Source organism: Arthrobacter sp. P1_H7 (genome assembly GCF_056405215.1).
Genome location: NZ_JBFUCO010000005.1, coordinates 185,478 through 198,671 on the forward strand (window position 1 = coordinate 185,478; position 13,194 = coordinate 198,671).

13 protein-coding genes are annotated in these 13,194 nt (G+C 67.6%); 10 read left to right on the plus strand and 3 right to left on the minus strand.

Features of this window, described 5'->3' with window-relative positions; all coding sequences use genetic code 11:
- Nucleotides 1-62: 62 nt before the first annotated feature.
- Complete coding sequence (locus AC1DXI_RS07240) at nucleotides 63-248, minus strand: hypothetical protein (RefSeq protein ID WP_476938041.1); 186 nt, start codon at nucleotides 246-248, stop codon at nucleotides 63-65.
- Between the two features lie 160 nt (nucleotides 249-408).
- On the opposite strand from AC1DXI_RS07240, the gene AC1DXI_RS07245 reads away from it, so the two are divergent.
- From AC1DXI_RS07245 to AC1DXI_RS07265, 5 genes are all read left to right on the plus strand, one after another.
- A complete protein-coding gene (locus AC1DXI_RS07245; RefSeq protein WP_476938042.1) occupies nucleotides 409-1,722 on the plus strand; it encodes a glycosyltransferase in 1,314 nt (437 codons plus the stop codon).
- Nucleotides 1,723-1,815: 93 nt separating this feature from the next.
- Nucleotides 1,816-2,094: a hypothetical protein gene (locus AC1DXI_RS07250; protein ID WP_018773424.1), complete on the plus strand. Its 279-nt coding sequence runs from the start codon at nucleotides 1,816-1,818 to the stop codon at nucleotides 2,092-2,094.
- Between the two features lie 246 nt (nucleotides 2,095-2,340).
- Nucleotides 2,341-3,171: a fumarylacetoacetate hydrolase family protein gene (locus AC1DXI_RS07255; protein ID WP_476938043.1), complete on the plus strand. Its 831-nt coding sequence runs from the start codon at nucleotides 2,341-2,343 to the stop codon at nucleotides 3,169-3,171.
- A gap of 174 nt (nucleotides 3,172-3,345) precedes the next feature.
- A complete protein-coding gene (locus AC1DXI_RS07260; RefSeq protein ID WP_476938044.1) occupies nucleotides 3,346-4,143 on the plus strand; it encodes an IclR family transcriptional regulator in 798 nt (265 codons plus the stop codon).
- A gap of 166 nt (nucleotides 4,144-4,309) precedes the next feature.
- Nucleotides 4,310-5,659 carry an MFS transporter gene (locus AC1DXI_RS07265; RefSeq protein ID WP_476938045.1) on the plus strand — a complete coding sequence of 450 codons (1,350 nt, stop codon included), beginning with the start codon at nucleotides 4,310-4,312 and terminating at the stop codon, nucleotides 5,657-5,659.
- 117 nt (nucleotides 5,660-5,776) lie between these two features.
- On the opposite strand, the gene AC1DXI_RS07270 is transcribed toward AC1DXI_RS07265, so the two are convergent.
- Nucleotides 5,777-6,841 carry a D-2-hydroxyacid dehydrogenase gene (locus tag AC1DXI_RS07270; protein ID WP_476938046.1) on the minus strand — a complete coding sequence of 355 codons (1,065 nt, stop codon included), beginning with the start codon at nucleotides 6,839-6,841 and terminating at the stop codon, nucleotides 5,777-5,779.
- A 64-nt stretch (nucleotides 6,842-6,905) separates the two neighbouring features.
- Here AC1DXI_RS07270 and AC1DXI_RS07275 point away from each other — a divergent pair, with 64 nt between their 5' ends.
- From AC1DXI_RS07275 to AC1DXI_RS07285, 3 genes are read left to right on the plus strand one after another with little or no spacing between them, the layout of a single operon-like run.
- Nucleotides 6,906-7,877, plus strand: coding sequence for an NAD(P)-dependent oxidoreductase (locus AC1DXI_RS07275; protein ID WP_476938121.1), 972 nt, complete (start codon nucleotides 6,906-6,908; stop codon nucleotides 7,875-7,877).
- 13 nt (nucleotides 7,878-7,890) lie between these two features.
- Nucleotides 7,891-8,661: an SDR family oxidoreductase gene (locus AC1DXI_RS07280; RefSeq protein ID WP_370122576.1), complete on the plus strand. Its 771-nt coding sequence runs from the start codon at nucleotides 7,891-7,893 to the stop codon at nucleotides 8,659-8,661.
- Nucleotides 8,661-9,725: an L-idonate 5-dehydrogenase gene (locus AC1DXI_RS07285; protein WP_476938047.1), complete on the plus strand. Its 1,065-nt coding sequence runs from the start codon at nucleotides 8,661-8,663 to the stop codon at nucleotides 9,723-9,725. Before AC1DXI_RS07280 ends, AC1DXI_RS07285 begins: the two co-directional genes overlap by 1 nt.
- A 35-nt stretch (nucleotides 9,726-9,760) precedes the next feature.
- Here the strand turns inward: AC1DXI_RS07285 and AC1DXI_RS07290 are convergent, their stop codons facing one another.
- Nucleotides 9,761-10,489, minus strand: coding sequence for a FadR/GntR family transcriptional regulator (locus AC1DXI_RS07290; RefSeq protein ID WP_476938048.1), 729 nt, complete (start codon nucleotides 10,487-10,489; stop codon nucleotides 9,761-9,763).
- Nucleotides 10,490-10,764: 275 nt separating this feature from the next.
- Between AC1DXI_RS07290 and gndA the strand changes: the two genes are divergently transcribed.
- On the plus strand, nucleotides 10,765-12,201 hold the full coding sequence (gene gndA / locus AC1DXI_RS07295; protein WP_018773415.1) for an NADP-dependent phosphogluconate dehydrogenase: 1,437 nt from the start codon (nucleotides 10,765-10,767) through the stop codon (nucleotides 12,199-12,201).
- A 115-nt stretch (nucleotides 12,202-12,316) separates the two neighbouring features.
- Nucleotides 12,317-13,159, plus strand: a complete 843-nt coding sequence (locus AC1DXI_RS07300) for an oxidoreductase (protein WP_476938049.1) — start codon at nucleotides 12,317-12,319, stop codon at nucleotides 13,157-13,159.
- Nucleotides 13,160-13,194: the final 35 nt, after the last annotated feature.

Consider the following 13,194-nt stretch of genomic DNA (forward strand, 5'->3'; position numbering starts at 1 on the left):
ACCCCGCCTTTCCGGACCACATGGTCCGGAAAGGCGGGGTTTTGTGCGTCCGGTTGATCCGTTCAGGCGCTTTTCGGGGCCGGTTCGTTGGGGCCGCTGATGGGCGCTACGGTCCCTTCAAGGAGGGCGTAGGCGTTGGCGAGCCGCTGTATCGCCTGCGACTGGTTGGTAGAAACGCCTACCTTCACGATCGAATCCAGCACAATAGCTTTCGCCTTCTCCAGTTTCTGAGTGTTCGATTCAGCCATCTTGGATTCCCTTTGGTCGTTTCCGGGGCGCCCTGTGCGCCCCGGCACGCGTCGAACCTACCACCTGCCGGGCGCCATGCGGCAAATCTCAGTCATTATTGACGCCGCATCGCCGGGCGGACAGAATGCGGTTCGGAATAGGACCGGCGCATACAGTTAGATGAGTATTCAGCACCGCAACACTGGGGGTTTCGACATGTTCTACGGCGTCACGCGCTACAGCCTTTTCTCGCCCGGATCGCTGTCCTGGAAAACATCCAGCAACGGTGTGTTTAAGAGTCCCGATGACTACATGGGGTATCTGTTCTCGGAAAGACGCCTTCAGTTGCGCGAAGAAATGTTCTTTACCCGGTCCGTGCCGGCGCTGGCCGCCATGGCCGAGGCGCATGACTACACGCATTTCGTCATGTATTCCGGACTTTTGCCTCAGCGCCATCAGGAGGTGCTGTTCGAGGCCGCCGCGAAGTACCCGTTCCTGGTCCCGGTGGAGTGGAACGACGTCGTCCGCGGAACAGGCATCGAAGAGATGCAACCCCTGATCGAGCAAGACCTCGCCGGCAAAGTCGGCGCCGACGACGGCGTTCAGCCGGTGGCGTGGTTTCGCTTGGACGACGACGACGTGCTCGCCGCCGACTACCTGGAACGGCTTGAAACCTACCGGACCCTGGACCACGTGGGCATGGCCGTTTCGTTCGGGCTCGGCCTCACGGCCTACAGGGCCAACCACGAACTCGTGAATCTGCGGGAGTACTACCACCCGAAATCAGCCCAAGGCATGGCGTTCATATCTGCGTACGAGCCAGGCAAGGGCCGCCTGGACATCAATGCGCCAGGTCCCCACGACGGTGTGGACCAAGTGATGCCCACCATCCTGGATTCCAGGGAGCACATGTTCTTCCAGGTGCGCCACGGCGATCAGGATTCAACGTTGAACAACACTCCTTATGAACGCATCGCCGCGTCCCTGGCGCGGTTGGACAAGCTGCCGGCCACGCGGGCGGCCGGGATCTCTGCGGAGAAATGGCCTACCCTCTACGAGGACATCATCCGCGGGGAGCCGGCGGTACATGAGTCGTCGTTCCCCGGTGCGGAACCCCTGCGCCTGAGCACGGAGACTGCGCTGGTGTTTCCTTTTGTGCCGGAGATCGCCGAAGGGCTGCTCGAGTTCGAGTTCGAGTTCGAATCGGCGCAGGAGCTCACGGGGGCCTTTGCCGTTGTCTCCTACGAACTCAGGGGTGCCGACGGCGCAGAGGTCGAGGAACTGGGACTTAAGCTTGGGCTGCAGAAGAGCCCCGAGTACGGGATGTACCGACTGGCGTGGTCGCGTGAGTCCCACGGTGTTGTGCGCCATAGCCTTCCCCTGCCGGAAGGCCTCAAGATTGCTGGCATCACGCTGAGGGGCAAGAAAAGCCAGCCGGCAGATGTTTACATCCGCTGGTGCGAGCCGCGCGTGGTGTCCCTGCACGCCGGCTAAGGACTCAGACCGGGAGGGGGTCCCGGCCAAGGCTCCCGCAGGGCCGCGAAAATGTCAGGGCTCCGCCCTACTGTGACGGGCATGGAGCACGTGATGGTGAAAACAGGCCCGGACGGGCGGCCCCTGGCCGTGGTCCGCGGCGGCAGGGAATGGTTGATCGGGGCCGAGCCCGTGCGCTGGTTCGAGCGGGTCAGCTGGTGGGAAGCCGAGCGCCGGATGCCCAAGGGCCTGAGTCGCGTGGACGTCGAGGTGTGGCAGGTCCAGGCAAGGCTCGGCCGCAACCGCGGTTCGGCCCTGACCACCATGGAACTGATCCGGGACGGCCTCGGCGGGGGCTGGCGGCTGCGGGGGGCCGTTGCGGACGCCGCGTAGGCTGCCGGCGCGGGCAACGATCGACGAATCCGGCCCGCTCAAAATGGGCCCCGGACACTGGAAACACCCGGGCATTGGAAAAGCCTTCCACCGCGACTATTGGGGGATGCCGCGGTGGAAGGCTTGTAATGAATATACCGTGAACGATTGGAAATGTGAAACACCGGCGGTGTTTCTGTGCGCCAGAATTACGCCAGTCGATGGCCTAATCGAGGGCCCCGGAACCCCGCCGCCTAGGATGTTTTCATGACCGCCACGAGTGCCCGCCGAATCGCCAGAGTCCGCCCCCTTTCCCCTGTTGCCGGGGACGAATACTTCTTTGTCGCCAACGACGCAGCGGACTTTGGCGGTGCGGCCGGCAAGGTGTGGGCGGTGACCACCTCTCCGTTCCCCGGTTCCCCTGCCAATGCCGGCAGCCTGCCCCGCAGCGGTTGGGAAGTCGGCGCGACGGTGGAGGAATCGGCCTTCACGTTCCTCGCGCCCTGTGTCCCGGCCAACGTCCTGGGCATGGCGCACAATACGGGTGCCGCGGGCCGCGGACTTCCGCCGCAGGCCTTCCACAAGGCGGCCACCAGTGTGGTCGGCCCGGGGGACGCGGTTGAACTCCGGCCGGGTGTGGGCCGCGTCGAGCCGGAGGCCGAGCTGACAATCGTCATCGGAAGCAGGGCCCGCGCACTGACGCCCGGCAACGCCATGGGCGCAGTCCTGGGCTACACGATCGGAAACGACGTCTCCGCCAGGAACCTCCAGGAATCCGACGAGCTGTGGATCAGCGCCAAGAGCCAGGACACGTTCACACCCGTGGGGCCTTGGATCGTCACAGACCTGAAGGGTGAAGACCTGGTGATCGGCATCAGACACAACGGTCAGGATCTCCAGGCAGCCAGCTCCGCCGACCTTGGCTGGAAGGTGGAGGAAATCCTCACCTACCTCACCTCCTTCATGACCCTTCACCCGGGCGACCTGGTGCTGACGGGATTCCCCGCTGAGTGCGCGCCGATCGTTCCCGGCGACTCCGTCACGTGCCACATCGCCGGCATCGGCGAGCTGACGAATCCCGTGGTGTCTGCCGCCTGACGGACCGGCGGTCCCCGGCGAGGACCGCTGACAGGGGAGCATGGGGGGCGGGTGCGCGGGCCCCGCCGGGTCCCGGTTCACGGCGCCAGACATTATGATGGTTACTGCTCAGCTGACTGGACGGCATTCGAACGAGTGGCGCGGCGACTGGCGCGCGATACCTGAAGGAGAATTATGGCCGATTCCCGAGTTTCCCGACCCTCCGACGGATTGGGGAGCGCGTCACCCGCACCGGCTGTCACCCGTGCCGCCGCCGTGCTGGAAGCCCTGGCGGCTTCCACGACGGGACGGCTCACGCTCAGTGATCTGGCTAGGGAACTGGGAATCCCGAAGTCCTCCACCTCCAACCTCCTGCTCGCGCTCGAGGAGGCGAGGCTGATCAACCGCCAGGGTGCGGAGTTCACCCTCGGCCGGAAATTGGTTGAGCTCGGCGCTGCCTACCTCAGCCGCCTCGACGAGGTCCAGGAGTTCTACCGTTTTTGTGAACAGGCCCCGACGCTCTCGGGGGAAACGGTCCGGATCGCCATGCTGGACGGAACGAATGTCATCTACCTCGCCCGCTACGAAGGGCACCCGGCGGTTCGCCTGACGTCCAACATCGGCGACAAGATGCCCGTGTCTCTCTGTGCCGTGGGCAAGGCCCTGATCGCGCGGCTGCATGACCATGACGTCGACGAGATGTTTCCCGACGACGCTGCCCTTCCGGTCCTGACGCCGAAGTCGCTGCGCACGGGAGCCGAACTGAAGGCGCAGCTCACGCTCATCCGGGAGCAGGGGTACGCGTTCGAGGACGAGGAATCCACCACCGGCGTCGTGTGCCTGGCCGTTGCCGTCCCGACCCGGGGCGCCCACGGGCCCAGCCTCGGCCTTTCGGTCACCGCGCTGAAGGCGACTTACTCGAACGAGCAGGGCGCCATGATGGTCAAGGAACTCCAGGACCTCGCCCGGTCCCTCGGCAATCCCATGGGCTAGGCACCCTGCCGCGGGACGGTCCGGGACGCCCCGGGAATAAATCTGATTATTCATTGGCTAGTCGATCACTATGCTGTACTCTGTTCAGCATAGTGATCGACTCCTTGGGGGGTTGCTCACACCCACCAGACCAACGGGGGTCTGGAGTGTTCTTGAGGGAGTGCTTGTGACAACTAGTACTAATACACCGCTCGCTGAAGCGGACGGCGACGTCGTCGATCCGGAACAGCTGCGACGGGCAACGCTTGCCAGCTCCGTGGGCTCCGCGCTGGAGTACTACGACTTCTACATCTACGGCCTGGCCTCGGCCCTGATCTTCGGCCCGCTGTTCTTCAAGCCGCTCGGCGAGGACGGAGCCCTGATCGCATCCTTCGCCACGTACGGCGTGGGCTTCGCGGCCCGGCCCTTCGGCGGGATGGTCTTCGGCTACATCGGCGACCGGTTCGGCCGCAAGATGGTCCTGATCCTCACCATCGGCCTGATGGGGACCGCCAGCTTCGCCATCGGCCTGCTGCCGACATACGAACAGGCTGGCATGCTGGGCGCCGTTCTCCTGGTGACGCTGCGCATCCTGCAGGGACTGGGTGCCGGCGCCGAACAGGCCGGCGCCACCACGCTGATCTCCGAAGTTGCGCCGCGCCGCCGTCGTGGCTTCTTCGCTTCGCTCCCGTTCGTCGGCATCCAGCTGGGCACCCTGCTCGGCGCCGGAACGTTTGCGCTCATTGCCATGGCCGACAAGGCCGTCCTGGAAGGCTGGCTGTGGCGGGTGCCCTTCCTGGCCAGCGTGCTCCTGGTTGTGGTGGCCATCTTCATTCGGCTCCGCCTGAAGGAAACGCCCGTCTTCCAGGAACTGGAAAAGCACAAGAATGTGGTCAAGAACCCCATCGGCCAGCTGTGGAAGCACTCGAAGAAGAACGTGCTGATCGGCATCGGCCTGCGGATGGGCGAAAACGGCAATTCCTCGATCTACTCCGCCCTGCTCATCGCGTTCCTGGCGGCCAAGGACGGCGTTTTTCCCGGCGACAAGTTCATCGGTCCGGTCGGCCTGCTTATCGCCGCAGGATTCGCCGCCGTCATGGTGATCACGTTCGGCGCGCTGTCCGACCGGTTCGGCCGGGTGCCCGTCTACCGCTACGGCGCGCTGTTCCAGGCGCTCATCGCGCTGCCGGCGTTCTACCTGGTGACGCTGGGCAATGTCACGCTGGTCTGGATTGTCATGGTGGTGGGAATCGCCCTCGGCGTCCAGTCAATGCTCGGACCGCAGTGCCCGCTGCTGCCTGAACTCTTCGGCTCGCAGTACCGCTTCACCGGCGTGGCCATGAGCCGGGAGCTCTCCGCCGTCCTGGCCGGCGGGCTGGTCCCGCTGGTCGGCGCCGCGCTGCTGGCCGCCACGGACCATTCCTGGCTGGTGCTCGCCATCTACTCGCTGGTCCTGGCGCTGATCTCATTCGTCACCACGTTCTTCACGCCCGAGACGGTGGGACGCGACCTTCTCCTGACGGAGGATGCGCACTAGCCGGCATCCGGGTTGCAGACCCGCCGTCCGCGGCGGCCCTGGCCGTGGCCCCTTCCACCAGGAAGAGGCCACGGCCCGTTTCCGGCGGGGCCGCCCTGGTGCAGTGCGGGGGTGGACTCAGTAGAAGTGCACCGTGTCCACCAGGTGGGGGAGTTCGCCGCCGTCGAGGTAGGTCCGCAGGTTGCTGCAGAAGCGTTCGGTGATCAGCCGGTTTTCGGCGGCACTGAGCGCCGAGGTGTGCGGGGACACCATCACCCTGGGGTGGGTCCACAGCGGGCTGTCCTGCGGCAGTGGCTCCACGGCGAAGACGTCCAGGCAGGCATAGGAGACCTGGCCGTTGCCCAGTGCCTCCAGGAGCGCCTCTTCATCCACCACGGTGCCGCGGCCCACATTGACGAAGACCGTTCCGGGCTTCATGGCGGCGAAGACGTCGCGGCTGAAGAGTTTCTCCGTGTACGGCGTGCCGGGCAGGGTATTGACGACGGCGTCTGCGGTGCCCAGCAGGCCGGCGAGGCCGTCGTTGTCCGTGACGGTCTCGATCCCGTCGATGGCCTCCACGGTCCGTTTGGTCCCGCTGACGCTCATGCCCAGGGCGCGGGCGATCCGTGCGGTCTCGAGCCCGATTTCGCCCAGTCCGGTGACCACCAGGCGGGAGCCGTTGACCAGGCGGGTGGGGGTGCGGAGCTCGGGCCAGAGCTTGGCCGCCTGGTCCTGGGCCAGCTCGGCGCTGCGCTTGAAGCCGTTGAGGATGCCCAGGGCGGCGAACTCGGCGAGCGGCAGGGCGTGCACCCCGGCCGAGGTGGTGACCTTGAACTTCTGCAGCGTCGCGGCATCCAGCCCCGATGCCTTCACGGCACCGCCGGCGCCGGCCGCCATGGCATGGATCCACTCAAGCCGGGGATTGCTGCCGGCGATCCGGGCGAGGCCTGCCGGGCTTTCGTTGGGGAGCCCGTACAGGACCTGGGCCTTGTTGAGCATGTCCCAGTACCGCTCTTCCTGCTCCGGCGTCCGGCGGAAATCCGGGTCACCCGAATGATCGGCGGGAAAACGTTCCGGCGGCAAGAGCTCGGGCTCGTAGAGGACGGTCACGGACGGATCTGCGGCGCGGATGCGGTCCACCAGCTCTGCTTCGAGCGGGACGGCGATCGCGACGGTGGTTTTGGTCGTCATAGTGTTCATCATACTGAATGGAGGCTAGGATGCTGAACAGAATTCCAAGTTTAACCACGACGAAGTGAGGCAACGCATGGAGCTGGACCGCAGGGAGGCCGGGTTTGTCGGCCTCGGACTGATGGGCGCGCCGATGGCCGCCAACCTCCTCGCGGCAGGATGGACCGTCACTGCCTGGAACCGTTCGCTGGCGGCGCTGGACGCCTTCGAGGCCCTGGGCGGCTCGCGCGTGGCCCGGGTCGAGGCGCTCCGCGACCAGCCCGTCATTGTCTTCATGCTGCCGGATCTGTCCGACATTGAGGAGGCGAGTGCCGCGCTCCTGGCCGGCTGGGGCGCCAGCCCGCCCGCGCCCGGAACCGCCGTCGTGGTCATGAGCAGCGTCTCGCCGTCCGGCGTGCGGGACTTCGGGGCGCGGGTCGCGGAGGCAAGCGGAGGCAACGCCGTCGTCGTCGATGCGCCCGTCAGCGGCGGGACCCAGGGCGCGGCGGACGGGACCCTCGCCATCATGGCGGGCGCCAGCGAAGATGACTTCCGCCGGCTTCAGCCGCTCTTCGGCGCGATGGGCAGCACGGTGCGGCGGCTGGGACCGCTGGGATCGGGGTCGCTCGCCAAGGCGTGCAACCAGCTGATCGTGGGAACGACGACGGCGGCGCTCGCCGAGGCCGCGGAGCTCGCCGAACGCTCCGGCATGGAAGTGCCGGCCCTCTTCGAGGTGCTCGCCGGCGGACTGGCCGGCAGCCGGGTCCTGGACATCGTGGGGCCACGGCTCGCCGCCAAGGACTACGAGCCCACCGGACCCGCCAAGTTCATGCACAAGGACCTCTCCTTCGTGCTCGAAAGCGCCGCAGCGGCCGGTGCCGCGGTACCGATGGCGGCCGCCGGCGTCGAACTCTACGCGGAACTCAAGCGCCAGGGGCTGGGGGACCGGGACCTCGCCGTGGTGCGGCAGGCCATCGCCAATCTCAGCGGCACGGGCAGCGGGAGCGCCACCACGACAGGCAACACCACAACCAGCACAACAGCCATTCCAGCAGCAAAGACCAAATGAGGATCAGTGAACTATGAGTGGACTTTTTGACCTGACCGGGCGTGTGGCCCTGGTGACCGGTTCGAGCCGGGGGATCGGCAACGCCCTGGCCCGGGCGCTGGCCGATGCCGGCGCCACCGTGGTGCTCAACGGCATCAACCCCGAGCGGCTCAAGGCCGCCGAGTCCGCGATGGCCGCGGACTACGCGCCGGGCCGGGTGCACAGCTGCGCCTTCGACGTCACCAGCGACACCGGGGCTGCCCGGGGGATCGCCTGGGTGGAGGAGAACGTGGGACCGCTGGCCATCCTGGTCAACAACGCCGGCATCCAGCACCGGGTCCCGATGCTTGAGCTCGACGTGGCCGACTGGGAACGGGTCATCTCCACGGACCTGACCAGCGCGTTCCTGGTGGGGCGGGAAGCGGCCCGGCACATGATCCCGCGAGGCCGGGGCAAGATCATCAACATCTGCTCGGTCCAGACCGACCTCGCCCGGCCCACCATCGCCCCCTACATTGCGGCGAAGGGCGGACTGCGGAACCTGACCCGGGCCATGACCGCGGAATGGGCCGCCTCGGGCCTGCAGATCAACGGGATCGCGCCCGGCTACATCCACACCGAGATGACGCAAAACCTCGTCGACGATGAGCAGTTCAACGCCTGGATCCTGGGCCGGACCCCCGCGCATCGCTGGGGGACCGTGCAGGACCTGGCCGGACCCGCCGTGTGGCTGGCCTCCGACGGGTCGGACTTCGTCAACGGCCAGACCATCTTCATCGACGGCGGAATGACGGTGGTGGTCTGATGGGCGCCGTGGCAGAACTTCCGGCCACGGCCGCGGCGGTGGTGGCCCACGCGGCGGGCGACCTGCGGATCGAGGACATCCCCGTGCCCGCACCGGCGCCCGATGAAGCCGTCGTCGACGTGGCCTTCGGCGGCATCTGCGGCTCCGACCTGCACTACTGGCTGCACGGCGCCGCGGGCGAATCCGTCCTCAAGGCTCCCATGGTCCTGGGCCACGAGATCGTGGGGACCGTGATCCGCGCGGCCGCTGACGGCTCGGGGCCGGCGCCCGGCACGGCCGTCGCGGTGCATCCCGCCACGCCGGGCCCGGGCGGCGCCCGATACCCGGCAGAGCGTCCCAACCTGTCACCGGGCTGCACCTACCTGGGCAGCGCCGCACGGTTTCCCCACACGGACGGGGCGTTCAGCCGCTTCGCCGCGCTGCCGGCCCGGATGCTCCGGCCGCTGCCGGCCGGGCTGGAGCTGCGGACCGCGGCCCTGGCGGAACCGGCCAGCGTCGCCTGGCACGCCGTCTCGCGAGCCGGGGACGTGGCGGGAAAGACGGCGCTGGTGATCGGCAGCGGCCCCATCGGGGCCCTAGCCGTCGCCGTCCTCAAACGCGCCGGCGCCGGCCGGATCGTGGCCGTGGACATGCACGAGCGGCCGCTGGAGATAGCCCGTGCCGTGGGAGCCGACGTGGTCCTCAAGGGGGACGACGCCGGGGCGATCGCCGCGGTTGAGGCGGACGTCGTCATCGAGTCCTCGGGCAGCCACCACGGCCTGGCCTCGGCCATCCAGGGCGCGGTCCGTGGCGGCAGGGTAGTCATGGTGGGCCTGCTGCCTTCCGGCCCGCAGCCGGTCCTGATCTCCCTGGCCATCACGCGCGAGCTGGAGCTGCTGGGCTCCTTCCGCTTCAATGACGAAATCGACGACGTCCTAACGGCGCTCGCCGACGGCTCCCTGCGGGTGGATCCGGTGGTGACCCACACCTTTGGGCTGGACCGCGGACTGGAAGCGTTCGAGGTCGCCAGGAACGCGGCTGTCTCGGGGAAGGTGCTGCTGGACTTCAGGCCGGTCCCGGCGTGAGGGGCGCCGCCGCCGGCGCCCGGACGGCCAGTGGCTTAGTGGCGCTCGACCGGGACAAACACCCGCGGCTGGTTCTTCCAGCTCGGCTCCATCTCCGAGATGGTCTCGCGCATGATCCGGTTCGAGGCCTCGCGGGCGGCGGCGGCATCCCCGGCGGCGATGGCCTCGGCGACCTCGACGTGCCACCGCAGCGCGGTCTCGCGCGGGTGGTCCGGCATCAGGCCGTGGATGGTGCGGCCGGTCAGCGTCTCGGTCACCTGGCCCACCATGTTGGCGAACATCTCGTTGCCGGAGCCGGTCAGCAGCAGGGAGTGGAACAGGATGTCCAGCTCGAGGAACCGGGGCACGTCCCCGGCCTGTCCGGCGTCGCGCATGGCGTGCGAGATCTCCACGAGTTCGCGGCGGAGCTCTTCGGGGGCGTTGGCCGCGGCCAGCTCGGCGGCCACCGGCTCGACGGCGGTGCGGAGCTCGGCCAGGGAGCGCAGCTGGGCGCCGCGGCCCTCGCCGGCCAGCCGCCAGCGGATCACGAGCGGGTCGAAGKGGTTCCACCGGTTCGAGGGCAGCACGCGGATGCCGACGCGCTTGATGGTTTCCACCAGGCCCAGGGACTGGAGGACCCGGACCGCCTCCCGGACCACCGAGCGGGAGACCTTGAGTTCGTCCTCAAGGTGCTCGGCGAGCATGACGTGCCCGGGCGGAAGCTCGCCGGCCACGATCCGGGTCCCGAGGTGCTCAATGGCACGGTGGTGGAGGCTGGTTGACATAGTCGTAAGCATAATGCGGCGGGCCTGGTCCGGGCTGACCGGAGGGGCGGACGCCGGTGATCATAGACTGTTTATGACGCGCAGCATTCCGCTCCGTGGGCGCGGCTTTCCCGCAACCCGCGGAAATACATATGGTTTAAGGACAGCCACAATCCTTAAGAGCGGGTTCCGCCCTCCGCGGCGCAACCTGCCGGGTCCTAGATGAACGTCTGAGACGAATAGCCGTACACGTGGTCTACAGAAATCATCGTGTACAGAAATGAATTGGAGTTTTGATGTCAGCACACATCGGTGTTACCGGCCTCGCGGTGATGGGGGCCAACCTCGCACGCAACCTGGCCCGGAACGGCTTCACCGTTGCCCTGCACAACCGGTCCGTGGAAAAGACAGACACCCTGCTCGCCAAATACGGCGATGAGGGCGACTTCGTCCGCACCGAGACCCTCCAGGAACTCGTTGATTCACTGGAGAAGCCGCGCCGCGTGCTGATCATGGTCAAGGCCGGCAAGCCGGTCGACTCCGTGATCGAGCAGCTCGAGCCGCTGCTGGAAGCGGGCGACATCATCATCGACGCCGGCAACTCGCACTACGAGGACACCCGCCGCCGCGAGGCTGCGCTCGCCAAGAAAGACCTGCACTTCGTCGGCATCGGCGTCTCCGGTGGCGAGGAAGGCGCCCTCAACGGCCCCTCGATCATGCCGGGCGGTTCCAAGGAGTCCTACGACGCCCTCGGCCCGCTGCTGGAAAAGATCGCCGCCCACGTCGACGGCCAGCCCTGCTGCGCCTGGATCGGCACCGACGGCGCCGGCCACTTCGTCAAGATGGTCCACAACGGCATCGAATACGCCGACATGCAGGTCATCGGCGAGGCCTTCGACCTCCTGCGCTCCGGCGCCGGGATCGAACCGGCCGAGCAGGCCAAGATCTTCGAAGAGTGGAACAAGGGCGACCTCGCTTCCTTCCTGATCGAAATCTCCGCCGAGGTCCTCGGCCACGTCGACGCGAAGACCGGCAAGCCGTTCGTCGACGTCGTGGTGGATGCCGCCGGCCAGAAGGGCACCGGCCGCTGGACGGTCATCTCCGCGCTCGAACTCGGCTCCCCGACGTCGGGCATCGCCGAGTCCGTCTTCGCCAGGGCCCTGTCCTCCCAGGCCGAGCAGCGCGTGCTGGCCCAGGAGCTGCTGGCCGGCGGCGAGGCCGCCGTCGAGGTCCCCGAGAGCTTCGTCGAGGACGTCCGCCAGGCGCTCTACGCCTCCAAGCTGGTCTCCTACGCCCAGGGCCTGGACATGCTCACTTCCGCGGCCAAGGAATACGGCTGGGACCTGAAGCTGGATGAAATCGCGTCGCTGTGGCGCGGCGGCTGCATCATCCGCGCGGAGCTGCTCAAGGAGATCACCAAGGCCTACGCCGCTGCGGAGAAGCCGGCCAACCTGCTCTTCGCCCCGGCGTTCACCAAGGCGATCGCCGAGGTCCTCCCGGCCTGGCGCCGCGTGGTGTCCACCGCGGTGCAGCTCGGCATCCCGGTTCCGGTGTTCTCCTCCTCGCTGGCCTACTACGACGGCCTGCGCCGCAAGCGCCTGCCGGCCGCCGTCATCCAGGGCCAGCGCGACCTCTTCGGGGCGCACACCTACGGCCGCGTCGACGCCGAGGGCACGTTCCACACCCTCTGGGGCGAGGACAAGTCCGAGATCGAGGCCGTCGACACCCACTGACCCACCCCGGTTCCGACGCGACGGCCGGCACTTTCCAGTTACTCTGGGAGGCGCCGGCCGTCCGTGTTTCCGGCTGCTCCTGCCCCAGGAGTTCAGCGCCCAAGGAGTTCAGCCCATGCCCCAGCCCGTAGCGTTTGTCACCGGTGCCTCCACCGGGATCGGCTTCGAAACCGCGAAAAAGCTTGCCTCCGCCGGTTTCACCGTCTATGCCGGGGCCCGCCGGGTGGAGCTAATGGAGCAGCTGTTGGCATCCGGGGTCAAGGTGGTGGCCCTGGACGTGACCGATGAGGCCTCGATGAGCGCCGCCGTCGGGGACGTGCTGGCCGCGCACGGCCGGATCGACGTCCTGGTCAACAACGCCGGCTACGGGACGTACGGTTCGCTCGAGGAGGTGGAACTGGCCGAGGGCCGGCGGCAGTTCGACGTGAACGTCTTCGGCCTGGCGCGCATGACGCAGCTCGTGATCCCCGCCATGCGGGCCGCACGCACGGGCCGGATCATCAACGTCTCATCCATCGGCGGCAAAATGTACGAGCCGCTGGGCGCCTGGTACCACGCGACCAAGTTCGCCGTGGAAGGCCTGAGCGATTCGCTGCGGATCGAGCTCAAGCCGCACGGCATCGATGTGGCCATCATCGAGCCGGCCGGGACGCAGTCCGAGTGGGGTGCCATTGCGGCGCAGGGGCTGCTGGCCAGCTCCGGGAACGGCCCCTACGCGGCCCAGGCCAAGGTGGTGGCGGCGGCGCTGGGCACCACGGACAACCCCGCAACGTCGTCGCGGCCCGAGCTCGCGGCCGGGGCGATCCTGCACGCCGCGACCGCCCGGCGGCCCAGGACCCGGTACCCGGTGGGTGCCAGCGCCCGCGGGATCCTGCTGCTGCGCCACCTGCTGCCGGACCGGGCGTTCGACGCCGTCCTGTGGAACATCTACAAGCGGTTCCCCGGCAGGGCTGCCTAGATACCCGGTTCCGTCTGGAGCCGCTCTGGAGTTCG

What these genes read in the sequence shown, in the direction of transcription:
- AC1DXI_RS07300 (WP_476938049.1), top strand. Translation starts at nt 12,317, where the DNA reads ATGCCCCAGCCCGTAGCGTTTGTCACCGGTGCCTCCACCGGGATCGGC.
- AC1DXI_RS07245 (WP_476938042.1), top strand. Translation starts at nt 409, where the DNA reads ATGAGTATTCAGCACCGCAACACTGGGGGTTTCGACATGTTCTACGGC.
- AC1DXI_RS07280 (WP_370122576.1), top strand. Translation starts at nt 7,891, where the DNA reads ATGAGTGGACTTTTTGACCTGACCGGGCGTGTGGCCCTGGTGACCGGT.
- AC1DXI_RS07270 (WP_476938046.1), bottom strand. Translation starts at nt 6,841, where the DNA reads ATGATGAACACTATGACGACCAAAACCACCGTCGCGATCGCCGTCCCG.
- gndA (WP_018773415.1), top strand. Translation starts at nt 10,765, where the DNA reads ATGTCAGCACACATCGGTGTTACCGGCCTCGCGGTGATGGGGGCCAAC.
- AC1DXI_RS07275 (WP_476938121.1), top strand. Translation starts at nt 6,906, where the DNA reads ATGGAGCTGGACCGCAGGGAGGCCGGGTTTGTCGGCCTCGGACTGATG.
- AC1DXI_RS07255 (WP_476938043.1), top strand. Translation starts at nt 2,341, where the DNA reads ATGACCGCCACGAGTGCCCGCCGAATCGCCAGAGTCCGCCCCCTTTCC.
- AC1DXI_RS07250 (WP_018773424.1), top strand. Translation starts at nt 1,816, where the DNA reads ATGGTGAAAACAGGCCCGGACGGGCGGCCCCTGGCCGTGGTCCGCGGC.
- AC1DXI_RS07240 (WP_476938041.1), bottom strand. Translation starts at nt 248, where the DNA reads ATGGCTGAATCGAACACTCAGAAACTGGAGAAGGCGAAAGCTATTGTG.
- AC1DXI_RS07285 (WP_476938047.1), top strand. Translation starts at nt 8,661, where the DNA reads ATGGGCGCCGTGGCAGAACTTCCGGCCACGGCCGCGGCGGTGGTGGCC.
- AC1DXI_RS07260 (WP_476938044.1), top strand. Translation starts at nt 3,346, where the DNA reads ATGGCCGATTCCCGAGTTTCCCGACCCTCCGACGGATTGGGGAGCGCG.